This window comes from Streptomyces sp. MK7 (assembly GCF_032658145.1).
In the GTDB taxonomy this organism is placed as follows: domain Bacteria; phylum Actinomycetota; class Actinomycetes; order Streptomycetales; family Streptomycetaceae; genus Streptomyces; species Streptomyces spiralis.
The window spans coordinates 341,936-365,241 of the sequence record NZ_JAVACL010000004.1 but is presented as its reverse complement, the minus strand read 5'-3'; the positions used below and the strand labels follow the sequence as shown (position 1 = coordinate 365,241).

The following is a 23,306-nucleotide window of genomic DNA, read 5'->3' as shown; positions in this document are numbered from 1 at the left end:
CCGGGAATCGGCCCGGGGGCGGGTCACGCCGCCTCGGGCTCGGGCTCTGGTTCGTCGACCAGCAGTTCACGCGTGCAGTCGCGGATCAGGGCATGGAAGGAGAAGCGGGCCGGGGTGTCCTCGCGGATCAGGTTGTTCTCGATCAGCACGTCGAAGTGGCGTTCCACGTCGCCGGCCGGCAGACCGGTCACGGCGGCCGCGTGCGCGACGTCGTAGGACGGGGACGGGTGGCGGCTGATGAGGCGGCTGAACCGGCGCTGGGAGGGGTTCAGGTGCTGGTAGGACGTGCGCAGCATGGACATCAGGTCGCGGTCGGCGCTGTGCAGGCAGTTCGCCCGCCGCGGGGCGCCGGCCAGGCGGTCCACGAGGTCGGCGACCGCCCAGGTGGGGCGTGAGCGCAGCCGGGTCGCGGCGATGCGGAGGGCGAGCGGCAGATGGCCGCACAGCTCGACGGCCCGGACCACCTGCTCCGGTTCGCGGGCCGCGCGCTGCTCCCCCACGATGCGGGTGAACAGCGCGGCGGCGTCCGCGGCCGGCAGCACGTCCAGCCACAGGGGCACCGCTCCGTCCAGCGCGCTGAGCTTGCGGCGGCTGGTCACCAGCACCAGCGCGCCGCCGGCGCCCGGCAGGAGGGGGGTGACCTGGGCGGTGTCGGCCGCGTCGTCGAGGACCACCAGGCAGCGCTCGCCCGCGAGCCGTGACCGCCACAGGGCGCTGCGCTCCTCCAGGCTGCGCGGGATCGCCTCCGGTGCCACGCCACTGGCCTGGAGCAGGGTGGCCAGGGCCTGTTCGGGCGGCAGCGGCAGCCGGTCGGCGCTGTAGCCGTGCAGGCTTACGAAGTACTGCCCGTCCGGGTAGTGGGCGGCGACGCGGTGGGCGACGCGCACGGCGAGGGTCGTCTTGCCGACGCCGCCCATGCCGTCGACGGCGATCATCAGCGGGGAGTCCGCGTGCTCCTGGGCTGCCAGGCCCAGCAGGGAGTTCAGTTCGGCGGCGCGGCCGGTGAAGTCGGTGAGGTCGTGGGGCAGGTAGTTCCGGCGGTTGCCGGGCGCGGAGACGGGTGCGGTCGCGGGGGCGGACACGGCCCCGGAGGCGGATGCGGGCGCAGGGCGTACGGCGTCGTCGTCGCACCCTGCCGGCTGCCCGGGTCCGCCCGTGGCCCGAGCGCGGCGCGGCGCGCGCCCGGCCGGTGCGGGGCCGCGGGCCGCGGGCGAGTCGGCGAGGATCTCCGCCTGCAGGGTGCGCAGGTGCTGGCTGGGCTCCAGGCCGAGTTCCTCCGCCAGGAACCGCCGGCCCTCGTCGTAGACGGCGAGCGCGTCGGCCTGCCGTCCGCTGCGGAACAGGGCGAGCATCAGGCTGCCGCGCAGGGAGTCCCTGAGCGGGTACTCCGCGAGCAGCGCGTGCAACTCGCCCACCAGGGAGCTGGTTTCACCGCTCCTCAGGCGCAGCGTCATGAGGTCTTCCAGCGCGGTCAGTCGCTGCTCGTGGAGCTTGACCGCGGCGGAGGTGACGCTGGGGCAGTGGATGCCGGCGAAGGCGTCGCCGCGCCAGAGGTCCACCGCCGACTGCAGCAGGCGGATGGCGTCGGCGTGACGGCCCTCGCGTTCGGCCGCGGTGGCGCCGCGCACCGATGTGACGAAGCGGTGGGCGTCCACGGCGTCGTCGGGGACCATGAGCCGGTACCCGACGTCCATCGTGACCAGACTGGTCTCGTCGGCCGCGGAGAGGATGCGGCGCAGGTCACGGATGGCGTTGTGGACCTGGGGACGGGCGGAGGACGGCGGGTCCTCCCACAGCTCGTCCACCAGCACGTCCATCGGGACCACCCGGTTGGCGTGCAGGAGCAGCAGGGCCAGGAGCTTCTGCTGGCGCATGCCCCTCACGCGGACGAGTTCACCCGACTGGCGGGTCTCCAGAGAACCCAGGACGAGGAATTCCATTTCTTCTGTTCCCCCGATGTGCGGGTCGGTCGATCTCCCGAGGTGGGGGTCGGTCGTTCCCCCGGTGTGCGGGCCGTTCGGCACTGCCCGCTCGGGACGCGGTCACTTTCCCCAGGTGACGTCGTCCGGCGTTTCCACGGCGGTGGTCGTGCCCGTTCCCTGTTCGGCCTCGACGACTCCCGGAATGCGCTGCACATGGTGCACGGCGGTCACCGAAAGCGTCATTCCGCCGGCGGCGAGAAGCACGGAGGCGACGATTTTGGAGACACGGGTAGCCAGCACGGAATTTCTCCTTCAAAGGCGAGCGGATTCCCGGTGACGATTCACCGGGCCGGTCGGCGGCTTGGTCGTTTCCGCCGATGCCCCTACTCTGCTCGAGCTCCGGTCGGGAAGGAACGGAAAGCGGGTGGACGGAACCTGCACTGTCCTAAGCCGTCCACCGCGACCTGCGGTGACGCGCGGGGCTCAGCCGTCCCACCAGGGACCGGGCACCAGCACCGCCTCGGCTTCCAGGATGCGGAATTCCCGCAGTTCGGGGTGTCCGGAAACGGCCTGCTCGACCAGGTGGGCCGCGGTCTCCTCGGCGGCGGCGAGGTCGTCGGCGAGCAGGAAAAAGCCCAGCGTGACGTCGCCCGGCGGGCCCTGATGGACCGTGATGTGCTCCAGGCCGTCCGCTTTTCCGGCGTACGACGAGACGATCGTGGCCAGATCGGGCTGCCCGGCGGCGCCGCCGGGGCCCTCGAGGCGCACATGGATGAGATGCATGCCCTCATTCTTCGGCGCGGAAATTGAGCTGGGGAGCGGCTCGGCGTGGACGGTTCATGCCATGGCATGAACCGTCATCGGCGAAGTGGGGTGCGCCGGCCCTAAATTGACGCGGATGGGCGGACGTCCGTACGGAAGTACGACGACGGACGGGCCCGCGGGGCCGCCCGCTCCGGTCTGGACCGGATCGGGACCGGAACCGGGATCGAGACCGGAAGCGGGGTGGGGACCGGGACCGAGGGCGGGAAGATTCAACGCGCAACTACTGCCCGGCCGGGGCTCCTCCCGGCGAACGCGCGAAGTCGGCATTTGCCGCGGCCGGAAGTTCGCCGTGAGTGGTCATGCCTGCGCGGGACGCGCACCGTCCACCCTGTGACTGAATCTTCGTCAGATTGGCCGGAACCGTCCTAGCTGTCATCTCAGGAGCAACAGGAGTTCAACATCAGTAAGCTCGGGGGCACTAAGTTTCGAACTCGGCGAGTTTGATGCTGACCAGGGGGAATGCATCATGTTGGACGTTCTGGGACTAGACGCCGTTGCCGAAGCCGTCTACCGGGGAATGCTGACCAGCCCCCACGACGGCGTGACGGCACTGGCCACCCGGCTGGGCCTGACGGAGGAACAGGTCCGAAGAGGGCTGGACCGGCTCAGCGAGCTGGCGCTGATCCAGCCCTCGGGACGAGAAGGAGGCGAGGGAATAGGGTTCCGGGCGATCGGCCCGGAGACCGCGATGGAGGTGCTGCTGGCCCGCCAGCAGGCGGAGCTGGCGGCCCAGCAGATGCGGGTGGAGGCCTCCCGGGCGGCGGCCGCGCAGCTGATCGCCGAGTGCTCGGCGTTGCGCCCGCGCGCCGTCGACCAGGCCGCCGAGCAGCTGATCGGCCCGGACGCGATCCGGGAGCGGCTGGCCGAGCTGGCGCGGTCCGCGCGGACCGAGGTGACCACCTTCGCGCCGGGCGGCGCGCACTCGGCCGAGGACCTGGCGGCCAGCCGGAAACCCAACGCCGACCTGCTCGGCCGCGGGGTGCGGATGCGGACCGTCTACCTCGACAGCGTGCGCAACCACGCGCCCACGCTGGAGCACGTCAGCTGGCTGCACCAGCACGGCGGGCAGGTCCGCACGGTGCCCGACCTGCCGATCCGGATGATCATTTTCGACCGGCGCCAGGCGGTGCTGCCCATCGACACCTCCGACGCCCGGGCCGGCGGGGTGGTGCTGAGCGGCGCCGGGACGGTCGCGGCGCTGTGCGCGCTGTTCGAGAGCGTGTGGCAGACCGCGGTCCCCCTGGGGACCACGCCCAAGTGCGACGCGAAGGACATGCCCCCGCAGGAGCGCGCGGTGCTGAAGATGCTCGCCCAGGGCTACACCGATGAGGCCATCGCCAAGCGCCTCGGCGTCTCGCCGCGCACGGCCCGCCGGGTCGCGGCCAACCTGATGGAACGCCTGGACGCCCGCAGCCGCTTCGAGGCCGGAGTCCGCGCCGTCCAGGACGGCTGGCTCCCCTCGACCCGCTGACCGCGGACGTCCCCATGCCCCGGCCTCTGTTACGCCTTCTCCCCGCCTTGCCGGGCTTCGCGGCGGTCCGCCGCGAGCAGCGCCAGGGCGGGGAGCAGTGTGACGGCGTAGACGGCGAGCAGCCGGCCGAAGGAGTGGGCGAAGGCGCCGGGCACCAGCCCGTGGCGCTGCCGGGCCGCCGCGTCCAGGATCACCGTCACCACGGCCAGGGCGACGGCGCCGCCGATCCGCTGGACGAGGTTGAGCTGCGAGGAGGCGTCCGGGATGGACTGCGGCCGGATCGACTGGAACGCCCTGGTCATCGCCGGGACGATGGTCAGCCCCGTGCCCAGGCCGCGCACCGCGAGGCTCACGCACAGCAGCACGTAGGAGGTGTCCGCCGACAGCCGGGTGAGCGGCACGGTGGCGAGCATGGTCAGCGAGATGCCGACGACGACGGTGCCGCCCCCGCCCAGCCGCTTCATCAGGATCTTGCACAGCCAGGCGGCCGACACCACGCCGATGCCGCCCGTGGACATCAGCAGACCGGTCGTCACGGCGCTCTCGCCGCGCGCGGACTCGAAGTACAGCGGGATCAGCATCATCGGCGAGTAGAGGACGAAGCCCAGGCAGAAGATGTTGACGGCCGCCGTGCGGTAGACGCGGTGGCCGAACAGACGCAGGTCCAGCAGCGGGAACCGGGCGCGCAGCTGGCGTACGACGAACACGGCGCCGCTCAGCAGCGCGAGGGCGAGCGGCACCAGCAGGGAGGCCCGCGCGTGCAGGCCGGCGCCGGAGAAGGCGTGGATGGCGAGGACGGTGCTCACGGTGCAGGCGGCCGAGGACAGCAGGCCCACCACGTCCAGCGGCTTGGCCTCCGTGCCCGCCGCGGCGCCGCCCGTTACCCCGCGCAGGGTGACGGCGAGCAGGGCGACGCACAGCGGCACGTTCACCGCGTACACCGCGGCCCAGCCTCCGGCCTCCACCAGGAGCCCGCCGATCGTCGGGCCGAGCAGCGGGCTGATCAGCATGACGCTGCCGTTCAGCGCCTGGACCCGGCCCAGTCGTTCCCGCGGTACGCCGCTGGTCAGCAGGATCGTGGACACGGGCGTGAGCACGCCGGCCGCCGCCCCGGACACCCCGCGCGCGGCGATCAGTTCCGGCAGGGTCTGGCTGAGCGCGCAGGCCGCCGAGCCCAGCGCGAACAGCGTGGTCGCGCCGGCGAAGACCCGCTTGACGCCGAACCGGGTGGCGAGCCAGCCGGCGGCCGGCATCAGCGCGGCCAGCGCGATCAGGTACGTGGTCACCACCCACTGCACCTGGCTGATGTTGCCGAACCGTGCGGTGGTGTCCTCCAGGGACACGTTGACGATGGTGGTGTCGAGCAGCGCGAGGAAACCGCCGGTGATGGCCACGGCGATGGTCAGCACGGTGGGTCCGGAGGGTCTCCCCGCAGCGTCCGCTGCGGGCGGCGGGGACTCGGGAAGAGCCTCCTCGCCGGTCTGTCGGTCGGTCAGCGACATGTGGGCGTCCTTGGAGAAGTCAGCGGTTCGGAAAGCAGGTCGGTTCAGTCCGCCGTCGTGAGTGTGTGCGCGACGGTGTCCAGGAGCCGCTCGCCCGCCTCGTGGGCGCCGGGGCGGTTGCGGCAGGAGAGGGTCAGTTCGGTGTCGTCGCCGATCCGGCAGGCGCTCAGGAACATCTCGGCGTAGGGCACGAGCATCGGGAGGGTGGAGAACCCGGTGGGGCGGAAGCGGTCGGTGCGCAGCCCGTCGGTGTCGATCGGCCCGTGGTCGGTGATGATCGCCGTACACGGGAAGCGGGTGCCGTCCAGCTCCTGGGCCTCGCGCAGGCTGTTGGCGAAGGGGTTCCGGCGCAGGAAGTCCCGGCTGAGTGCGGCCACTTCGCGCTTGGCGAGCAGGGCGCGCACGATCCGGCCGTGCAGCGCCTTCCACTCCTCCTCCCGCCGGAAGTCCAGCACCAGCTGGGAGGTCAGGTTGGCGGTGGAGCGCACCGAGCGGTCGTGGCGGCGCAGATCGACCGGGACGACCAGGCGGCCGGTGTCGCCGGCCAGGTGCCGGGAGAGCGCGGCGGCCACGCGGGCGGTGACCGCGGACGGGCGGGCCGGCACCCGGCGGCGCAGCCACAGCGGGGTGCCGTCGGCCGGTCCCGTGCCGAGGATCGCGGGCAGGCCGGGGATCCGGGCCGGCGGTTCGGCGGGCGGCACGTCCCCCGCCGCCGTACGGAAGTGGGTGTCGTCGACCACCGCGTCGGCGCCGACCGGTTCCTCGCCGCGCAGCACGCGGAACACGTCGGCGATCCACTGCCGCAGGCCACGGCCGTCGGTGACGATGTGGCTGGCCCGCACCACCAGCCGGGTCACCGGCCCCTGCGAGGCGAGGCCGACCTCGCACACCGGCCCGGTCACCACGTCCAGGTCGCGGTGGAAGAAGGGGTGGTCGTAGCCGGGCTCCCAGGGCAGTTCCACGACCGGCGGGAGCGGCCCGTCCGCCCGCCAGGTGGCGGCCCGTCGCCGTACCGCCATCCCCGGGCTCGCGAGGGTGGCGGTACGCACGGCCTCCCGCAGGGCCGCCGGGTCGAGCGGTCCCTCCCCCTCGAGCACCATCTGGATCAGCTGCGGGGTGCCGGTCGCCGCCGCGTTCAGATAGCCGCGTTCGATCTGCGAGATACGGCGGGTGTAGGGCCGTACCTCGGTGGCTGTCGCTGTCATGCCGCCTCCAGGGTCAGGGCTTCGGTGCCGTCCGTCCGCCGCAGGAAGCGCACCGGGACGGGCTCCCCGGCGGCCAGGGCGAGGTGCATCGCGGGGCCGGCCGTGGCCGAACGGACGTGGTACGACGGGACGTTGGTGCGCCGCCAGCCCGGCTGCCAGGCCGGCAGCCGGACTCCGGAGAAGGTCTCCTTCGTCACGTGCGAGGCCTTGATCAGCGCCTCGCACTCGGCGAAGTCCCGGATGCCGGCCGGTTCCGTCCGGCCGAGCAGTTCACCGAGCCATCGCATGGCGTACGGCCGGTCCCGCTCGTCCTGGAGGTCCACGCCGACCTTCGGTCCTCTCGACAGGGCGACGGCGCTGTAGGTGTCGCAGTGGGCGACCGAGACGTTCAGCCCGTGTGCCGGGACGCTCCACCTTTTGTGCGTGTCGCGGGCGAGGTCGCGGGCGGTGAGCTCCAGGCCGTACACCGCCCGGGCGGCCTCGGCGATCAGTGAGCGGCCGGAGCGGCTGAGGCGGTGGCCCATGCGGTCGCGGGGCAGGCGGGGGTGGTGGGTGACCAGGCAGTCGATCACCGCCTCGTCACCCGCGAGGCCGCCCCCGCCTCCCACGCGGGACTCCCCGCCGCCCCGCAGCACCGGGTCCAGCACAAACCCCATCAACGCGCCCACCGCTCACTCCCCCGTGTCGAACACGGCCGCCGCGTAGCTGCCGCCGTAGGCGAAGCTGGACAGCAGCAGCCGGCCCCGGGGGTTCTCGCCGCTCAGGGCGGCGACCAGGCCGAGGGCGCCCGCGCTGCCGTACGTCTCGCCCAGCAGCGCCTTCGGGGCGAGCACCGGGCGGCCGTCCAGGCCCGCCAGGCGCAGGGCCCGGGACTGGGCCAGGTCGACCAGGCTGTAGCCGGAGGCGGCGGAGACGACGGTGTCGATGCCGTCCGGGCCGGTCTCCGCCTCGGCCATGGCGGCGCGCAGGGCCCGCGCCCAGGCCTCGCCGTCGCGGCCGATGCGGCCGATGCCCGCCGGCTCCCCGGAGGCGCCGTAGCCGCGGACCCGGGCGAGGACGTCCGCGCCCCGGCCGGCGGCCGACTGCCGGCTCTCCAGCAGAACGGCCGCCGCGCCTTCGCTGAGCACCGTCCCGGTGCGGCCGCCGGGGACGACCCGCGCGGTGCGGGCGTAGCCGGGCAGCCCGGCCTGGGTGGCCAGGGCCTGCTCGGGGAACTCGTCGGCGATCACGACCATGATCCGGTCGGCGGCGCCGCGCGCGATGACCCGGGCCGCGAGCTGGAGGGCGAGGACCGAGCTGGTGCCGCCGTTGGCGATGGTGGCGGTGTAGCCGCGGTAGCGGTGCAGCATCGCCACGTGGCCGGCGGCGGCGTTGACGACCGTGTTGGCGAACAGGGCCGGGTTGGCGCCGTTGATGCCCTGCTGGAGGACACCCTTGTGGAACTGGAGGACGGACGTCACCGGGCCGTAGCCGGTCGCGAAGACGATGCCCGTGCCCTCGGCCTCGGCCCGCGAGGGCTTGCCGTGCCGCCCGTACAGGTCGGCGACCGCGGCGGCGGCCAGCAGGCCGAGCGGGTCCATGCGGCGGGCGCGGCTGGGGTTGATGCCCCGGGAGGCGGCCTTGACGTCGATCCGGCCGACGGGCACCTCCCCGACGCCCTCGACCTCCTCCACCCCGGTGAAGCAGGGCCGGTCCGCGGCCAGCGCCGCGAGCAGTTCGCCGGTGTTGCGGGCGGCGCCCGCCAGGCCCGCGACACCGGTGACCACCACGTCGTGGACGGACTCCGTGCGCCGGGGCGCCGAGCCCGGGCGGCCCGGACGGTGGAGCACCACGGAGGCGTTGTTGCCGCCGAAGGCGAAGGAGTTGGACAGCACCACCTCGGGTGTGCCCGGGCGCCCGGTGTCCGGGACGATGTCCAGGCCGAACGGCTGCTCCACGCCCCGGGTGTTGATGGTCGGCGGCAGTGTGCCACGGTCGATCGCGAGGGTGCTGACCACCGCCTCCACCGCGCCGGCCGCACCGAGGGTGTGACCGATGATCGACTTGGTGGAGCTGGCCGGCGGGACGGACGAGCCGAACAGCAGCTTGACGGCCTTGGGTTCGGAGGCGTCGTTGGCGGGGGTGCCGGTGCCGTGCAGGTTGAGGTAGTCGACGTCCTCGGGGCCGAGGCCGGCGGTGTCCAGGGCCTGCGCCATGGCGGCGCAGGCGCCCTTGCCGCTGGGGTCGGGGGCGGTCTGGTGATAGCCGTCGCAGGACAGTCCGTACCCGCCCAGCTCGGCCAGGGGCCGGGCGCCGCGCGCGGCGGCCCGGTCGGCCGGCTCCAGGACCATGAACCCGGCGCCCTCGCCGAGGGTCAGCCCGCTGGAGGCCGACATCGGCGAGCAGGGCTCGGCGTCCAGCGCGCCGAGGGCGCTGAAGCCGTACGCCGACAGGGAGGCGAGGGGGTCGACGCCGCCGCAGATCACGTAGTCGACGTCACCCTTCCACAGCAGTTCGGCCGCGTAGCCGAGGGCCACGGCGCTGGCGGCGCAGGCGTTGGAGAGGACCACGCGCGGGCCGCGCAGGTCGAACTCGGCCGCGATGTAGTCGCCGACGCAGGGAAGTTGGGAGGCCGCCGCGGCCTGGGCGTCCAGCCTGCCCTCGTGGACCAGGCCGGCGTGGACGCCCTCCAGGGTGGGCATGGCGCCGAGGCTGGAGCCGACCACGACCGCGACCCGGTCCCGGTCGACGGTGTCGAGGTCGAGGCCGCTGGTGCGCAGCGCCTCCCGGATGGCGGTGGCGGCGAGGGCGTAGCAGCGGTCCACCTCGGACGGCTGCTCGGCGGTGACCATGCCCGCCCACTCGGTCAGCAGCTCGGAGGTGTCGAAGAGGGTGTTGGTGCGGATGCCGGAGGTGCCGGCGGTGATGGACGACCAGCCCTTCTCGACGTCGTCCCCGGCCCCGGTGATCAGTCCCAGGCCGGTGAGGGCGATTCTCGGTGTGGTCATCAGGAGATCCTCGTGGTGAGCGAACGGGCGATGACGCGGGGCAGGGTGACGGTGCGCAGCGGGCGCTCGGCGCCCTGCTCGTCGCCGGCGGCCAGCTCCAGGCCGGGGACCCAGAAGGGGGCGTCCAGGAGCGCGAGGACCAGCTCCTCCTCCGGGTTGGCGGCGGGTGCCTGCCACAGGACGGTGCCGACCTCCTCACCGGCGGCGGTCACCTTCGCGCCGGCGGTGAACCGGCTCTCGGCGGGGGCGGCCAGCGCGGTCAGCCGGGCGGTGACTGTGGTCGGCTGCTCCAGGCCGTCGGAGCCGTGGAACTCGCCGATCCGGTTCCAGTCGATCATCCAGGCGAGGTCGGCCTCGCCCACCGTCAGACCGGCGAATCCGGCGGCGTAGACGGCCATGCCGGCCTCTGCCTGCACCCGGGCCAGGCCCTCCGGCCCGACCGGCGCGCCGCCCTGCTCGGCGACCGCGGCCAGCACGGCCTCGTGGGCGGCGTCCGGGGCGTTGGTCAGCAGCAGGTAGCCGTACTCGCCGGTGGTGCCGACGCGCGCCAGATGGGCGAGGGCGGCCGGCTCCTCGGGCAGCGCGGACTCGGTGACGGCGTGCAGGGTCAGGCCGGAGATGTCGAAGTCGACGAAGTGCGCGGCCACGGACCAGGCGGTGGGGCCCTCGAAGGCGCTGGCACCCCAGCCCTCCGGCTCGACCTCGACGGTGACGTCCTCGGGAATGTCCAGCTGCTCGAGGTAGGCGCGCAGTTCGTCGGCGGTGACCTGGGTGCGCGGCAGCAGCCAGGCGTCGTCGCCGATCTCGAAGTGCAGCAGGATCGCGAACGGGGTGCCGTCGGCGTTCAGCGCCAGCGCCTCGCGGACGGTGTCCGGCTCGACGAACTCGCCGGACTTGGCCAGGAACTGGTCGAGCAGGGTGATCCGCTCGTCGCCGGAGACACGGACCAGGGGTGCGGTGATCCGGTAGGCGCCGACGGTGGTGCGGACGGTGGTGTAGTCGTCCGTCTCGGTGCGCAGCGGGGCGGTGGTCATGACGGGTGGTTCCTTCCGGTGTGTGTCTCGGTTCGTGTGGATGTCGGTGAGTGCGGTGTTCACAGGGCGGGTTCGCGGTGGACGGACAGGTGCCAGGCGTTCTCCCGTCGCGCCGGTGACGCGCAGCCGACGAGGAGGCCGGAGGGGGTGGTGCGCAGGACGATCTCCGCCTCGGCCGGGCCGGTGCCGGTGGTGTCCGCGGGCCGGCAGTGCAGCCAGGTGCCGTCGGAGAGGCGTACGGCGACCGCCGTGGCCCAGATCTGCCGGAACTCGGAGGAGTCGAGTTCCCACCGGGTGCCGGCGGAGTCGATCACCGCGGTGGTGTGGCGCGGGGTGTGGGGGGTGAGCCAGAGGACGGCCTCCTCGTGGGAGCCGGGCGCCCGGATGTCCACGCGGACCGGTTCGCCGGTGTCCTCGGGCGCGGTCAGCTCGAAGCCGATCCCCTCCTGCGGGCCGTACAGGGCGAGCGGGTGCTTCTCCTCCCAGGCGGCGGTGGAGCGCACGCCCCAGCCGAGGCCGCCGGCGCGGCCGAACCGGCTGTGCTCGGCGGTGACCCACATCCCGGCGCTCCAGCGGGGGTTGTTGCCGAACGCCCGGGTGCGCGGGAACGGGCTGCGCAGGACCTTGCTCGAGCCCTCCTTCCAGACGGTGACGCCCGCGGCCGACGCGTCGAGCCGGATCCGGCGGGGGCCCGCCACCGGTCCTGCGGCCACGGCGGCGGCGTCGCCACGGGTCTCCCGGCGGTGGAACTCGGTGCGCAGCCGGGCCACCCCGTCCGGGCCGACCGCGAGGCCCCGCTCCAGCAGGGCGCTGTGGATCAGCCGGACGGGTTCGCGGACCGGCACCCGGACGTCCCAGTCCGCGCCGTGCCACGCCAGGTCGCCGCCCGGCGGGGCGGTGTGCGCGGCGGCGACGACCTCGGAGGCGTCGCGGACACCGAGGCCGAGCCCGATCGGGCCGGCCGGGCCGCCGCCCGGCGCGAAGGTGCCCTGGCGCAGTCCCACGGTCTGGAAGATCCGGCCGGGCCTGCGGGTGAAGGTGAAGTCCTGGCCGAGCACCCCGTCGGTGAGGGTGATCGTGCCGGTGACCTCGTCGTCCCCGCACCGCTCGGTGACCCGCACCCCGCCCTCGACGGGCGCGAGTTCCAGGTCGCGCGGTTCGCCCTCGCGCCAGCCCGCCGAGCGGTCGGCGCGGCAGCTGGGCCAGGTGGAGACGAACACCGGCCCGTGGTGGCCGTCGGCCAGCACGCGCACGGTCCCGTCGTCGCCGTCCACCTCCACCGCCAGCCCCCCGGAGGCGAACCGGTACGGCTCGACCCGGCGCGGGGCGCGGACCCGGTACGGGGGTTCCGCGAGCCTGAGCGCGCGGCTCGTCCCGTCGGGTCCGGTCACCTCCGCCCGCCGTACGGCGCCGCGGTCGACATCGACGCTCGCGGTGAGCCGGAACTCCCCCAGCGCCAGGCAGTAGTCGACCGTGCGGACGCCGTCGACGAGGCGGACGTCGGAGCGCAGTTCGTCGTCGCGGGACTCGGTGACGGTGGCGAAGCTGTTCAGGCCGCCGAGGGCCGCCCGGACGTCGGGGCCGAGGTCGGCGAAGACGCTGCGCAGGATCAGCGGGATGTAGTTGTGCAGTTCGACGTTGCCGTCCTCGCCGGGCACGGTCAGCCCGACGGAGACGCAGCCGACGCGGCGGTACAGCTTGAACGCCACGGTGTTGGCCGGGTTGACGGTGAGCCGCAGCACCAGGCAGCCGGACTGCACCATCCACTCCACGGCCTCCGTGAACAGCCGTCCGGTGATCACGCCGTTGCGGTAGGCGGGGGCGACGAAGAACATGTCGGCGATCAGCTCACCGGCCCGGGCGGAGCGCCGGCCGGTGTTGTGGAACAGGCCGAAGGTGCCCACCACACGCCCGCCGTCCTCCGCCACCAGGAACGTGCCGGTGTCCCGCTCGGCCAGCTCGCGCTCCAGTTCCGCGCCGGTGATGCCACCGGCCACCGGGTTGGGGTTGTCGCGGTGGCGGTTGTAGAGCTCCGCGATGTCATGCGCGTCGCCCTGCTGGTACGGGCGGATCGTGATGGACATTCCACACCTCCTTCTCTTCGGGTCGGATGCGTACGGGGCTCGTGCTCGGGCGCGTACGCGTACGGGCTCATGCGGGTGGCGAGGCCCTAGCCCTTGCGGCCCGTGGTGACGATGAGCGAGCCGGCGGCGGCCAGTTCGTTGCCGACGCTCGCGCGGACCGAGACCTGGCGCAGGCCGCCCAGGCGCTGGCCGAGCTTGGCGTCGAGGGTGAGCTGGTCGCCGGGGACCACCAGCCGGGAGAACTTCATCGAGCTGATCGAGCCGAGGTAGCCGACGCTCGCGGCGGGGTCGGCGTCGCCGAGCGGCTCGGGCGACTCGATCATCTCGGCGACGTAGACGACGGCGACCAGCTGGGCCATCGCCTCGACGATCATGACGCCGGGCATGATCGAGTGGTCGGGGTAGTGGCCGGCGAAGAAGGGCTCGTTGACGGAGACACTCTTCACCCCGCGGCCCGAGACGCCGGGCACGACGTCGTAGGCGCGGTCGATCATCAGCATCGGCCAGCGGTGCGGCAGCATCCGCTTGATGTCGTCGGAGGAGTACGCGAACTTCTTCTTCGCGCTCCTGGCCGGCGCCTCGGAGGTGACGGTCATGCTCACACCTCGCGGGCTTCGACGAAGTCGACCAGGGCGTTGATGGAGCCGAAGGCCTCGAAGTCGTCGTCGCTGATCAGCACGTCGTACTCGTTGTTGACCATGACGACGATCTCCAGGGTGTCCAGCGAGTCCATCTCCAGGCCGCGGCCGAACAGCGGCTGGTTGTCGGAGACGACGGCCGGCTCCACGTCCAGGCCGAGCCGGTCGATGATCATCGACTTGACCTTCATGTTCTTCTCCAGGCGCGCCTCGGCCTGGCTGCGGATGTCCTCGAAGGTGGCGACGGACATGTGTGTTCCTTTCGATGAGAGATCAGATCCGTTGCGGTACGGGTTAGTTGGGGATCATTCCGCCGTCGACGGTGAGCACCTTGCCGGTGATGTAGGAGGCGGCGGGGCTCGCCATGAAGGCGACCGCCCGGGCGACCTCCGCCGGGGTGCCCATGCGCCCCATGGGGATCGCCTGGAGGGCCTCCTTCATCTGCGCGGGCGGCACCTTCTTGACCATGTCGGTGTCGATGAAGCCGGGCGCGACGACGTTCACGCGGATGCCGCGCGGGGCGACCTCGTACGACAGGGTCTTGGCCAGCGAGATCACCCCACCCTTGCTGGCCGCGTAGTTGGCCTGGCCGGCCCGGCCCGCGATGCCGCTGGTGGAGGCGATGAAGACGATCGCGCCGCCGCTCGCGTACATCTGCTTGGTGGCCTCGCGGGCGGTGTAGAAGGTGCCCGTGAGGTTGGTGCCGATGACCTCCTGCCACTTGGCCGCGCTCATGGCGGCCAGGTGTCCGTCGGCGGTCACCCCGGAGTTGAGGACGGCCACGTCGAGGGAGCGCCAGGCGGTCTTCAGCTCCTTGTACATGGCGGCCACCTCGGCCTCGTCGGAGATGTCGGCCTTCAGCAGCAGGGCCTCGCGGCCCAGGGCGCGGATCCGCTCGGCGACCTCCTCGGCCCGGGCGGAGCTGGAGCGGTAGTTGAGGGCGACGTCGCAGCCGTGTTCGGCGAGCGCGACCGCGACGGCGGCGCCGATGCCCCGGGAGGCGCCGGTGACCAGGGCCTTGGTGCCCTCGGCGAAGAGGGTTCCCGGTGTGCTCACGCCGCTCATGCCGCGCTCCCCAGCATCGCCGCGGTCACGCGGTGGCTGCCCGGGTCGAACCCGGCGGCCTCGGTGCCCAGACCGGCCTCGGTGGCGGCCTTGAGGACGGCCTGCGCGACCGCGAGGTCCAGGACGCCCAGGCCGAACGGCGAGAAGATCACCGTACGGTCGGTGGCCGGCGGCTCGGTGCAGCCCAGCACCGAGGCGATCTCGGCGTGCACGAACTCCTTGTGGCCGACCTGCTGTTCGGCCTTGTGCAGGGAGGTCTGCTCGCGGATGGCGTGCTCGATGTCGTCGACGACGTTGTAGGCGTCCAGGACCGAGCCGGTGCTCAGGTCGCGCAGGGACAGGTGCAGGATGACCTGCCCGGCGGGCCGCTCGGGGTACTCGGCCAGGTCGAGCCAGTACGTGGAGTCGGTGGTCGCGATGGACACGGTCTCGGCGGCGAGGGCGTCGCCGACCTCTCCGGTGCGGAAGGCGACCTTCGGGTATTCGGACTCCAGTTCGGCGGCGAGGACCTCGGCGCGGCCCGGTACGACGTCCTGGAGCACGACCGTCTCCAGCTCCGGGTGGGTCAGGGTGAGGAAGGCGAGGACGCGCTGGTTGATGGTGCCGCAGCCGATCAGGCCGGCGGTGCGCACCCGGCGCTCGCCGTGCAGGGCGCCGGCGGCGAGGGCGGCGCTCGCGGCGGTGCGGGAGGCGGAGATCTGGCTGCCCTCCAGCAGCGCCTTGGGGTAGCCGGTGTTCAGGTCGTTGAGGATCTGCACCGAGGAGGCCCGCTGGAGGCCCTGCTCGACATTGGCCGGGAAGGACGAGATCCACTTCAGGCCCATCACCGGCTCCGGTCCGCCCAGGTAGGCGGGCAGGGAGATGATGCGGGATCCGGTGGGCCGCGGCGGGCGCAGGAAGCTGGAGAACGGCACCTGCGAGTGGCCCTGGCCGTGCAGCACGTAGGCGCTGCGCACGGCGTCGAGGACGGCGGGTTCGAGACCCCTCAGGGCGGTGTTGACGTCGTCCCGTCCGAGGATCTTCACGGCTCACTCCTTTCGTGGTCGGGGTTCGGCTGAGGCTGGGGTTCCTGGAAACGGGTCTCGACCCAGGCGTCGGAGTAGATGGTGTCGAGGTAGCGGTCGCCGCCGTCCGGGAGCACCGCGACGCAGGTCGCGCCCGGCTCCAGCCAGTCGGCGGCGCCCTGGAGGGCGGCGATCACGGCGCCGGAGGAGCCGCCGGCGAGGATGGACTCCTGGGCGAGCAGCCGCCGGCAGCCGCGGACGCAGTCGAGGTCGGTGACCTTCACGACCCGGTCCGCCAGACCCGGCCGCAGCAGCGGCGGTACGACGGCCGCGCCGTGCCCGGGAATGGTGCGCCGGTGTCCGCGTTCCCACGGCTCCGGCGGGCCGAAGATCACGCTGCCCACCGCGTCCACCGCGACCACCCGGGTGGCCAGCCCGCTCTCCTGGATGTACTCGGCGCAGCCGCGCAGCGTGCCGGTGGTGCCGGCGGCGAGGAACAGGTAGTCGGGGCCGCCGGGCAGCGCCTCGCAGATCTCGCGCATGGTGTGGTGGTGTGCGCGGGCGTTGTACTCGTTGGCGTACTGGTTGGGCCAGTAGGCGTCCGGGACGCTCTCCAGCAGGGCCCGCACCCGGTTGATCCGGGCGGGCAGGTACTCGCCGGTGGCGGGATCGCGGTCGACGACCTCGACCGTCGCGCCGTAGGCCCGCATGATCGCGGCGTTCTGCGCGGTGGTGCGCGGGTCGACGACGCAGATCAGGCTGAGCCGGTAGAAGTTGCACAGCTGGGCGAGGGCGATGCCGAGGTTGCCCGAGGAGGACTCCACGACGGTGGAGACCCCGGGGACGAGCTTGCCGGCCTGGATGGCGTGCTCGATCATCGACTTGGCGGCGCGGTCCTTGATGGAGCCGCCGGGGTTGAAGCGCTCGCACTTGGCGTACACCTGGAACCGCGCGGGCGGGAACAGCCGGTCGAGCGCGACGAGCGGGGTGGAGCCGATGGTGGCGACGATGTCGGGGTCCCGGGTCCGGGTGGCACCGAGCACCGGCGCCGACGCGTCGGAGGCGAGGACGGTCATTCCGGCACCTTTCTGCTGATCTGGAGCCGCAGTTCGCTGACGTAGCGCTCGCCGTCGGCGTCGGTCAGCCACGAGTCGTCCGGGGCCGGCAGCGGTTCGCTGAGGGTCACGGCGGCGTCGGGGTCGGTCCGGCGCGCGGTGCGGACGAGGCCGGCGAAGGCGAGTACGAGGGTCGGGCTGGTGAAGTCCACCAGCGACGGCTTGGTCTCCTCGGGGAACTTCACGAAGAGCAGGTCGGGCAGAGCGTGTCCGTCCACCCAGCGGCGCACCGCGAGGTAGTCGCGCTCCCGGTCGGCCTTCTCCGGCAGGGCGATCCCGGTCACCGGCAGCCGCCAGGTCTCCCGGAACAGCACCAGGCCGTCGAGGCTCACGCGCGGGGCGTGCGCCCGGTCGAGCCCGACCTTGAAGGCGTCGGCGGCGATGATGGAGACGGGCACCGCGAGCAGCTCGGCGAGCGGCCAGGTGCGGCCGTCGGGGGTGGTCGCGGTGACCGTGCCGTCCGTCTCGGCGAGCGCGATCGCCGCCGCCGCATCGACGCGGGTCCGGTCGTCGTACGGCGCCCGGGTGAACCCGATCAGCCGGTCCCCCGCCCCGATCGGCGCGGGCACCATCCGGCCGCTGTTGCGCTTCCACTCCACCGGCAGCAGCGGCACCAGCCGCGGGGCGTCGATCGCCGCGTTGACCTTGTCCCGCAGCGAGCCGGCGTCGGTGGTCCAGTCGAGGAAGGGCAGGTCCAGCGTGGCCAGGCAGGCGTGCAGTTCGCCGAGGACGACGGTGTGCTCGCCGGCGTTGACCGCCTCCGGGGAGGACGCCACCACCTGGAGGTCCGGGCTGTGGACGGCGAGGTGCGGCGAGCGTACGGGTCCGGTGGCGAAGACCGCGCGGGCCCGCTCCTCGATGTCCGCCACCCGAAGCCGCGCCGGGACGGACGCGTCGGCCGCCGGGTCCAGGCCGAGCACCTCCCGCCACTTCTCGGCCAGTTCGCGGGTCGCGGTGTGCACCGGGGTGGCGTTCTCGCCCCAGAACAGGCCGAGCACCTGGGTCCAGACGTCGGCGAGGGTCACGTCCCTGCGGCGCTCCGCGGCCTTGCGCACGAGGCGGGCGACCTCCGCCTCCACCAGCTCGGCGAGCCGGTTGCCGAACCAGTCGGCCGCGTCCGCGACCAGGGCCAGCGGCCGGGCGACGGCGTCGAAGAAGTCCCGTCCGAGGTCCATCCGGACATCGCGCAGCGCGTCCTGATAGCAGAGGGTGCGCCCGGCGTACGCCTTGCCCTCCTCCCGGGAGGCAGCCTGTCCGGTCGTACGGACGAAGAAGTCGTCGAGCCGGTCCAGGGCGGCCACCAGCTGCTCCGCGCTGTCCGCGCGGTCGATGTCCTCGCGCAGCCGGTCCAGTTCGGTCAGGACCGCCTGGCAGCGGACGAACAGCTCCGGGTCGCCGATGCCGGCCACCCGGCGCCGCAGGATCTCCTCGGCGCGTACGTCGACGGGGATGTTGGCGTCCCAGGTGAGGACCCGCTGCTTCAGCAGGCGGGTGAGGACCTTCTCCACCCGTTGGCGGGCGGTCGCCGGGTCCCAGCCCGCGGTCGCGGCGAGGGCGTCGGCGATGGCCTCGCCGCCGCGGTCGCCGTCGGCCAGCCGCAGCACCGCCACGTCGTCCTCGCGCAGCCGCACCGTACGGCCGCCCTGCATGACGAGCCGGTCGCCGTCGAGGTGGACGTCGGGCCGGAGCACCGGCGGGAACCACCAGCGGGCGCCGGGCTGCGCCGTCATCCAGTCGGCGAGGGCGGCCACCGTCCAGCGTTCCAGGAAGGTGCGGCTCTCGGCGGTCAGCGCCGGGCCGTGCGTCACGTCCATGGCCGGCTGCACCTGCCCGACGCCGATCCAGGCCGCCGGGCCGAAGAAGCCGATCGTCTCGGCCTTGGCGCAGTAGCGCAGCCAGTACATGGCGAGGGTCCGCTCGCGCCGCCGGCGCTTGGACTCCGGGCCCTTGCCGGCCGCGACGGAGTCCAGCAGGTGGTAGACGGTCCGGTTCTGCCAGGCGATGGCCCGGCGCACCCGGTCGTCGGCGGCGAGCCGGGCGAGCTGCGCGGACTCGGCGTCGGTGTCGGCGCGGTAGGCGGCGCGGAAGGCCTCGTGGGCGTCCCGGGCCTTGTGGGTGTCCTGGGCGTCCAGGGCGCCGTGGGCCGTACCGCCGCCGTCCGTCAGGGCCGCCGCGCGGGCCGCGCGCGGACCGCCGAGCAGCTTCAGTCCGGAGACCGGGAATCCCGCGCTGCGCAGCAGGCCCACGCCCCACACCCGCCAGTGGCTGTCGCCCAGCGGGTGTCCGGGGGCGAACGCGGGCCAGTCCAGGGCCTGCCCGGTGTCCAGTGCCGTGGTCATCAGGCCGCTCCCCGCAGGGCCGGCACGGGTGCCGAGAGCGCGGCGGCCAGCCGGGTCACGCCCTCGGCGATCCGCCCCCGCGCAACGTTGCTGAAGCACAGCCGCAGTCCGTCGGCGTGTTCGCCGTCGATGCCGAAGTGGCTGCCGGGCACGTAGGAGACGCCGTGTTCGGCGGCGGCCTCGGCGAAGCGGGTGGTGTCGACGCCGTCGCGGTGGCGCAGCCAGATGTAGAAGCCGCCGCCGGGCCGCTCCCACTGCCAGGGCCCGTCGGTGCCCAGCTCGGCCTCCAGCGCGTCGGCCATGAGCGCGCACCGCTCCTTGTAGCTCGTGCGGTAGGCGTCGAGCAGGTCGCTCCAGCCGGCCCGGGTGTGGAACGCGGCGAGCGCGGCCTGGGCCAGCGCGGACGGCGACAGGGACATGATCTCGGTGGTACGGCGCAGGGTCCGCGCCAGCTGCTCGGGCGCCGCGATCCAGCCGCAGCGCAGGCCCGGTGCGAACACCTTGGAGAAGGTGCCGAGGTAGACCACGCGGTCCGGGTCGAGGGCGTGCAGGGCGGTGGTGGTCTCGCCGTCGAAGGACAGCAGGCCGTAGGGGTTGTCCTCGATGAGCAGGAGGTCCAGTTCGCGGGCCGCGGCGAGCAGTTCGTGGCGGCGGGCGACGCAGAGGGTGGCGCCGGTCGGGTTCTGGAAGGTGGGGTTGCAGTACAGCAGCCGTACCGTCCGGCCGGCGGCGCGCAGCCGCAGGACGGTCTCCCGCAGCGCGGCCGGGTCGAGCCCGTCGGTGTCCTCGGGGGCGGGGTGGAGGGTGAGGCCGGCGGTGCGGAAGGCCGCGGCGGCGCCGGGGTAGGCGGGGGTCTGGACGAGGACGGTCTCGCCGGGCGCGGCGATCCCGAGGCCGACGGCCACCAGGCCCATCTGGGAACCGCCGGTAGGGACCAGCCGCTCGGCGCCGGCGGTGGTGCCCTCACGGGCCATCAGGTCGTTGATGGCCGGGACGAGGGCCCCGGCGACGTGCGGGGTGGTGTACTGCAGGGCGAGTTTTCCGCCGAGCCGGACGAGCCGGGAGAGCTGCGCGGAGATCGTCTCCAGGGGCAGCACGTCCAGGTCGGGCAGGCCGCCGGCGAACGAGATGACGTCCCCGCCCCGTTCGAACAGGCGCGGCATCTCCACCTCGGGGCGTATGTCGGTCCACATGCCGCTCAGCTCCCCGCTCTGGCCGGCAGCGCGGCGGCCAGCTGGTCCTGCACCGAGCGCCACAGACCGGCGGAGGAGGTCAGCGAGGGGTCGCCGATCACCTCGGGGTCGATCTCGATGCCGTAGCGCTCCTCGACCGCCATCACCAGGGCGATGGTGTGCAGGGAGTCCACGCCGAGGTCCACGAGCGGGGTCTCCGGATCGGTGACCGTCACGGCGCAGACCTGCTCGACGAGCTGGTCGAACTGCGACTGGGTCGGCTGGTCAGACTGCGACTGGTTCATGGCTGGTCCTCGTCTGGGTGGGCTCTGCGACGGTAGGCGTCGGGGTGGAGGGCGGGGCCGGTGCCGCGGTGGCGGACGGCGGGGCCGGTGCCGCGGTGTCCGCGGGGGGCGGGCCGGGCGGGTCGACCAGGAGCTGGACGGCCCTGCGGTCGGGCTTGCCGTTCCTGGTCAGGGGCACGGTGTCGATGAGGCTGATCCGGTCGGGCCTGCGGGCCCGGTCGAGCCGCAGCGCCAGGTGGGCGCGTACCTCCTGGGCGGTGAGCGTGGTGCGCACCGCCAGGTGCAGCGGGCCGTCCTCCGGCTCGGGCCGCAGCGCGACCGCAGCGCTCACTCCCGGGATCCGTTCGGCGGCGTCCTCGATCTCGGTCAGGCCGAGGCGGATGCCGCGCCGTTTGATCATGTCGTCGTCGCGGCCGACGAAGTAGAGCCGGCCGTCCTCGTCGAGCCAGCCCTGGTCGCCGGTGTGCAGTTCGAGCGAGCCGTCGGCGCGGCGGACGTAGCGCTGCTGCTGCTCGAGGGGGACGCCCCAGTAGCCGGCCATCACGGTGGCGCCGTGCACGACGATCTCGCCGGTCTGCCGGGGGCCGAGGGTGGTGCCGTCGGGGGCGGTGATCCGGACCTCGTCGCCGGGGATGGGCCGGCCGACGGAGTCGGGGTGGCCGGCGTACTCGGCGGGGTCCAGGATCGAGATGCGCTTGCACTCGGTCATGCCGTACATGGAGGCGAAGCCCGATCCGGGGAAGACGTCGAGCAGTTCGGCCATGACGGCCTTGCCCGGGCGGGCCCCGGTGTTGGTGAACAGCCGCACCCGCGTGGGCCGCCGGTGCTTGCGCTGGAGCAGGGTGAGGATCTGCGCCAGTGAGGGCACCAGGGGGACGACCGTCACGCCGTGGTCCTCGATCACCCGCAACAGGCCCATGTCCCCGGCTCGTTCGGCGAGGACGAGGGTGCCGCCGGTCAGGGCGCACAGCAGCGCCTGGTAGAGGCCGTAGTCGAAGGAGAGCGGCAGCCGGCACAGCACCACGTCGTCGGCGCGGTAGCCGAGGCAGGCGTTGATGGACTCCAGCGAGGCGCGCATCTGCCGGTGCGGGCAGACGACGCCCTTGGGGCGGCCGGTGGTGCCGGAGGTGTAGATCAGCATGGCCACGGCGTCGTCGGGGACCTCGGCCGTGAAGTCGTCGGCGGCGGTCCGCTGGATGTCCTGCCAGGCACGGGCGGGTTCGGCGGTGCGCGGGGCGCTCGCTCCGGCGCCGGGCGAGCAGATCGCCAGGGCGGCGGAGCAGTCGTCGACGATGTGGGCGAGCTGGGTGTCCGTCAGGTCGGGGTGTACGGGGACGAAGACCGCGCCGATGCGCAGGGTGGCGTAGAAGAGGGCGAGGAAGGAGCGGTCGTTGCGGCCGGCGTGGACGACGCGGTCGCCGGCGGTGACGCCCCGGCCGCGCAGCCAGCCGACGGCGCGGTCCACGGCGGAGCCCAGTCCGGCGTAGTCGAGGGGGCCCTCGGAGTCGACGACGGCCGGGTGGTCGCCGCGGTCGGCGCGGCGGTGGGCGAGCAGGTCAGACACCGGCATGGACGGGCACCTCCTCCCGTACGGCGGACTCGAGGGCGTCGAGGCGGGTCTGGGCCCTGCCGATGTCCCGGGTGGTGTTGAGCGGCAGGACGGCGAGTTCGGGGTGCCGGCGGCGCAGGATGTTGGTGAGGGTCTTGGCGGGCGGCAGGGACACCGTCAGCGCGGGTGCCAGCCGGGCCAGGCTCGTCAGGCACAGGTCCCAGCGCACGGGCCGTACGACCTGGTCGACGAGACGCCGGCGGATCACCTCGGGCGTGGCGAGCACCTCGCCGTCCGCGTTGGAGAGCAGCAGCCCGTGGGGCCGGGCGAAGTGGGTGGCCTCGGCGGCGGCGGCGAAGGTCCGGCGCGCCGGCTCCATGTAGGGGGTATGGAAGGCGCCGGCGACCGGCAGCGGTTTGACGGTGGCCCCGGGCGGCGGTGCGGCGGCCAGCTTCCCCAGGTCCTCCTGGAGTCCCGCCGCGACGATCTGGCCGGGGCCGTTGAACGTGGCGGCGGTCAGGCCGAGTTCGGCGATCCGGGCGAGCACCGCCGCCTCCTCGCCGCCGACCACGGCCGCCATCGAGGTGGGTGCCTCGGCGCAGGCGGCGGCCATGGCACGGCCGCGGACGGCGGCGAGCCGTACGGCGTCGGCGGGTGTGAGGACGCCGGCGTGGGCGGCGGCGGTCAGTTCACCGACGGAGTGGCCGGCCACCACCGCGGTCTGCGCGGCCGCGGCCGGGGCGAGCGCCTCGTGCATCAGCAAGCCCTGCGCGACCAGCAGGGGCTGGGTGTGCTCGGTCCGGGCGATGGTCGCGGCCGGGGCCCTGGTGCCCAGGTGGACCAGGTCCACGTCCGCGGCCTCGGACCAGGCCCTGACGCGCTCGGCGTACACCGGGTCGCGCAGCCAGCCGGCGAGCATGCCGGGGGTCTGGGAACCCTGGCCCGGCGCAATGATTGCGAACATCTGTTCTATCCCCCTTTCGTGTCAGGTACCTGTCGCGCGGCGCTGACGCGGGTGGCGGCCGGTACGGCGGTGCGGTGGGAGCCGTGGAGGGAGGGGCGCTGCGTGGGGAGCCCCGGCCTTGGATG

General features: G+C 73.5%; 20 protein-coding genes. 1 reads left to right on the top strand and 19 read right to left on the bottom strand.

Going from position 1 to position 23,306, the window contains the following annotated elements:
- Window positions 1–23: 23 nt before the first annotated feature.
- From R2S09_RS08420 to R2S09_RS08410, 3 genes are all read right to left on the bottom strand, one after another.
- On the bottom strand, window positions 24–1,940 hold the full coding sequence (locus R2S09_RS08420; protein ID WP_316740303.1) for a BTAD domain-containing putative transcriptional regulator: 1,917 nt from the start codon (window positions 1,938–1,940) through the stop codon (window positions 24–26).
- 102 nt (window positions 1,941–2,042) lie between these two features.
- On the bottom strand, window positions 2,043–2,222 hold the full coding sequence (locus tag R2S09_RS08415) for a hypothetical protein (protein ID WP_316740302.1): 180 nt from the start codon (window positions 2,220–2,222) through the stop codon (window positions 2,043–2,045).
- Window positions 2,223–2,405: 183 nt separating this feature from the next.
- On the bottom strand, window positions 2,406–2,705 hold the full coding sequence (locus R2S09_RS08410) for a hypothetical protein (protein ID WP_316740301.1): 300 nt from the start codon (window positions 2,703–2,705) through the stop codon (window positions 2,406–2,408).
- A gap of 508 nt (window positions 2,706–3,213) precedes the next feature.
- Here R2S09_RS08410 and R2S09_RS08405 point away from each other — a divergent pair.
- Window positions 3,214–4,218 carry a LuxR C-terminal-related transcriptional regulator gene (locus R2S09_RS08405; protein WP_306189512.1) on the top strand — a complete coding sequence of 335 codons (1,005 nt, stop codon included), beginning with the start codon at window positions 3,214–3,216 and terminating at the stop codon, window positions 4,216–4,218.
- A gap of 29 nt (window positions 4,219–4,247) precedes the next feature.
- Here R2S09_RS08405 and R2S09_RS08400 read toward each other — a convergent pair whose 3' ends face one another.
- From R2S09_RS08400 to R2S09_RS08325, 16 genes are all read right to left on the bottom strand, one after another.
- Complete coding sequence (locus R2S09_RS08400) at window positions 4,248–5,720, bottom strand: DHA2 family efflux MFS transporter permease subunit (protein WP_316740300.1); 1,473 nt, start codon at window positions 5,718–5,720, stop codon at window positions 4,248–4,250.
- 44 nt (window positions 5,721–5,764) lie between these two features.
- The gene (locus tag R2S09_RS08395) at window positions 5,765–6,925 is read right to left on the bottom strand and encodes a hypothetical protein (RefSeq protein WP_316740299.1); all 1,161 of its coding nucleotides are present in this window, start codon (window positions 6,923–6,925) and stop codon (window positions 5,765–5,767) included.
- On the bottom strand, window positions 6,922–7,581 hold the full coding sequence (locus R2S09_RS08390; RefSeq protein ID WP_306189515.1) for a hypothetical protein: 660 nt from the start codon (window positions 7,579–7,581) through the stop codon (window positions 6,922–6,924). The genes R2S09_RS08395 and R2S09_RS08390 overlap by 4 nt, the downstream gene beginning before the upstream one ends.
- Window positions 7,582–7,596: 15 nt before the next feature.
- A complete protein-coding gene (locus R2S09_RS08385) occupies window positions 7,597–9,912 on the bottom strand; it encodes a beta-ketoacyl-[acyl-carrier-protein] synthase family protein (protein ID WP_306189516.1) in 2,316 nt (771 codons plus the stop codon).
- Window positions 9,912–10,946, bottom strand: coding sequence for an aminomethyl transferase family protein (locus tag R2S09_RS08380; RefSeq protein ID WP_316740298.1), 1,035 nt, complete (start codon window positions 10,944–10,946; stop codon window positions 9,912–9,914). Before R2S09_RS08380 ends, R2S09_RS08385 begins: the two co-directional genes overlap by 1 nt.
- 59 nt (window positions 10,947–11,005) lie before the next feature.
- Window positions 11,006–13,030, bottom strand: coding sequence for a GNAT family N-acetyltransferase (locus R2S09_RS08375; RefSeq protein ID WP_316740297.1), 2,025 nt, complete (start codon window positions 13,028–13,030; stop codon window positions 11,006–11,008).
- Window positions 13,031–13,116: 86 nt separating this feature from the next.
- Window positions 13,117–13,626, bottom strand: a complete 510-nt coding sequence (gene fabZ / locus R2S09_RS08370; RefSeq protein ID WP_316740296.1) for a 3-hydroxyacyl-ACP dehydratase FabZ — start codon at window positions 13,624–13,626, stop codon at window positions 13,117–13,119.
- A gap of 2 nt (window positions 13,627–13,628) precedes the next feature.
- Window positions 13,629–13,919 (bottom strand): acyl carrier protein, encoded by a 291-nt coding sequence (locus tag R2S09_RS08365; RefSeq protein WP_030176434.1) that lies wholly within the window; start codon window positions 13,917–13,919, stop codon window positions 13,629–13,631.
- A 43-nt stretch (window positions 13,920–13,962) separates the two neighbouring features.
- Complete coding sequence (fabG, locus tag R2S09_RS08360; protein ID WP_306189520.1) at window positions 13,963–14,733, bottom strand: 3-oxoacyl-ACP reductase FabG; 771 nt, start codon at window positions 14,731–14,733, stop codon at window positions 13,963–13,965.
- A complete protein-coding gene (gene sbnB / locus R2S09_RS08355; protein WP_316740295.1) occupies window positions 14,730–15,758 on the bottom strand; it encodes a 2,3-diaminopropionate biosynthesis protein SbnB in 1,029 nt (342 codons plus the stop codon). Before sbnB ends, fabG begins: the two co-directional genes overlap by 4 nt.
- Window positions 15,755–16,813, bottom strand: coding sequence for a 2,3-diaminopropionate biosynthesis protein SbnA (sbnA, locus tag R2S09_RS08350; protein ID WP_306189522.1), 1,059 nt, complete (start codon window positions 16,811–16,813; stop codon window positions 15,755–15,757). The genes sbnB and sbnA overlap by 4 nt, the downstream gene beginning before the upstream one ends.
- Window positions 16,810–19,191 carry a lantibiotic dehydratase gene (locus R2S09_RS08345; protein WP_316740294.1) on the bottom strand — a complete coding sequence of 794 codons (2,382 nt, stop codon included), beginning with the start codon at window positions 19,189–19,191 and terminating at the stop codon, window positions 16,810–16,812. Before R2S09_RS08345 ends, sbnA begins: the two co-directional genes overlap by 4 nt.
- Window positions 19,191–20,384 carry a PLP-dependent aminotransferase family protein gene (locus R2S09_RS08340; RefSeq protein WP_316740293.1) on the bottom strand — a complete coding sequence of 398 codons (1,194 nt, stop codon included), beginning with the start codon at window positions 20,382–20,384 and terminating at the stop codon, window positions 19,191–19,193. Before R2S09_RS08340 ends, R2S09_RS08345 begins: the two co-directional genes overlap by 1 nt.
- Before the next feature lie 5 nt (window positions 20,385–20,389).
- The gene (locus R2S09_RS08335) at window positions 20,390–20,668 is read right to left on the bottom strand and encodes an acyl carrier protein (protein WP_189895502.1); all 279 of its coding nucleotides are present in this window, start codon (window positions 20,666–20,668) and stop codon (window positions 20,390–20,392) included.
- Window positions 20,649–22,238: a class I adenylate-forming enzyme family protein gene (locus R2S09_RS08330; RefSeq protein WP_316740292.1), complete on the bottom strand. Its 1,590-nt coding sequence runs from the start codon at window positions 22,236–22,238 to the stop codon at window positions 20,649–20,651. Before R2S09_RS08330 ends, R2S09_RS08335 begins: the two co-directional genes overlap by 20 nt.
- Window positions 22,225–23,181 (bottom strand): ACP S-malonyltransferase, encoded by a 957-nt coding sequence (locus R2S09_RS08325; protein ID WP_316740291.1) that lies wholly within the window; start codon window positions 23,179–23,181, stop codon window positions 22,225–22,227. The genes R2S09_RS08330 and R2S09_RS08325 overlap by 14 nt, the downstream gene beginning before the upstream one ends.
- Window positions 23,182–23,306: the final 125 nt, after the last annotated feature.

Coding starts and splice junctions, on each gene's coding strand:
- R2S09_RS08420 (WP_316740303.1), bottom strand. CDS start 1,940: ATGGAATTCCTCGTCCTGGGTTCTCTGGAGACCCGCCAGTCGGGTGAA.
- R2S09_RS08410 (WP_316740301.1), bottom strand. CDS start 2,705: ATGCATCTCATCCATGTGCGCCTCGAGGGCCCCGGCGGCGCCGCCGGG.
- R2S09_RS08405 (WP_306189512.1), top strand. CDS start 3,214: ATGTTGGACGTTCTGGGACTAGACGCCGTTGCCGAAGCCGTCTACCGG.
- R2S09_RS08400 (WP_316740300.1), bottom strand. CDS start 5,720: ATGTCGCTGACCGACCGACAGACCGGCGAGGAGGCTCTTCCCGAGTCC.
- R2S09_RS08395 (WP_316740299.1), bottom strand. CDS start 6,925: ATGACAGCGACAGCCACCGAGGTACGGCCCTACACCCGCCGTATCTCG.
- R2S09_RS08390 (WP_306189515.1), bottom strand. CDS start 7,581: ATGGGGTTTGTGCTGGACCCGGTGCTGCGGGGCGGCGGGGAGTCCCGC.
- R2S09_RS08385 (WP_306189516.1), bottom strand. CDS start 9,912: ATGACCACACCGAGAATCGCCCTCACCGGCCTGGGACTGATCACCGGG.
- R2S09_RS08380 (WP_316740298.1), bottom strand. CDS start 10,946: ATGACCACCGCCCCGCTGCGCACCGAGACGGACGACTACACCACCGTC.
- R2S09_RS08375 (WP_316740297.1), bottom strand. CDS start 13,030: ATGTCCATCACGATCCGCCCGTACCAGCAGGGCGACGCGCATGACATC.
- fabZ (WP_316740296.1), bottom strand. CDS start 13,626: ATGACCGTCACCTCCGAGGCGCCGGCCAGGAGCGCGAAGAAGAAGTTC.
- R2S09_RS08365 (WP_030176434.1), bottom strand. CDS start 13,919: ATGTCCGTCGCCACCTTCGAGGACATCCGCAGCCAGGCCGAGGCGCGC.
- fabG (WP_306189520.1), bottom strand. CDS start 14,733: ATGAGCGGCGTGAGCACACCGGGAACCCTCTTCGCCGAGGGCACCAAG.
- sbnA (WP_306189522.1), bottom strand. CDS start 16,813: ATGACCGTCCTCGCCTCCGACGCGTCGGCGCCGGTGCTCGGTGCCACC.
- R2S09_RS08345 (WP_316740294.1), bottom strand. CDS start 19,191: ATGACCACGGCACTGGACACCGGGCAGGCCCTGGACTGGCCCGCGTTC.
- R2S09_RS08340 (WP_316740293.1), bottom strand. CDS start 20,384: ATGTGGACCGACATACGCCCCGAGGTGGAGATGCCGCGCCTGTTCGAA.
- R2S09_RS08335 (WP_189895502.1), bottom strand. CDS start 20,668: ATGAACCAGTCGCAGTCTGACCAGCCGACCCAGTCGCAGTTCGACCAG.
- R2S09_RS08330 (WP_316740292.1), bottom strand. CDS start 22,238: ATGCCGGTGTCTGACCTGCTCGCCCACCGCCGCGCCGACCGCGGCGAC.
- R2S09_RS08325 (WP_316740291.1), bottom strand. CDS start 23,181: ATGTTCGCAATCATTGCGCCGGGCCAGGGTTCCCAGACCCCCGGCATG.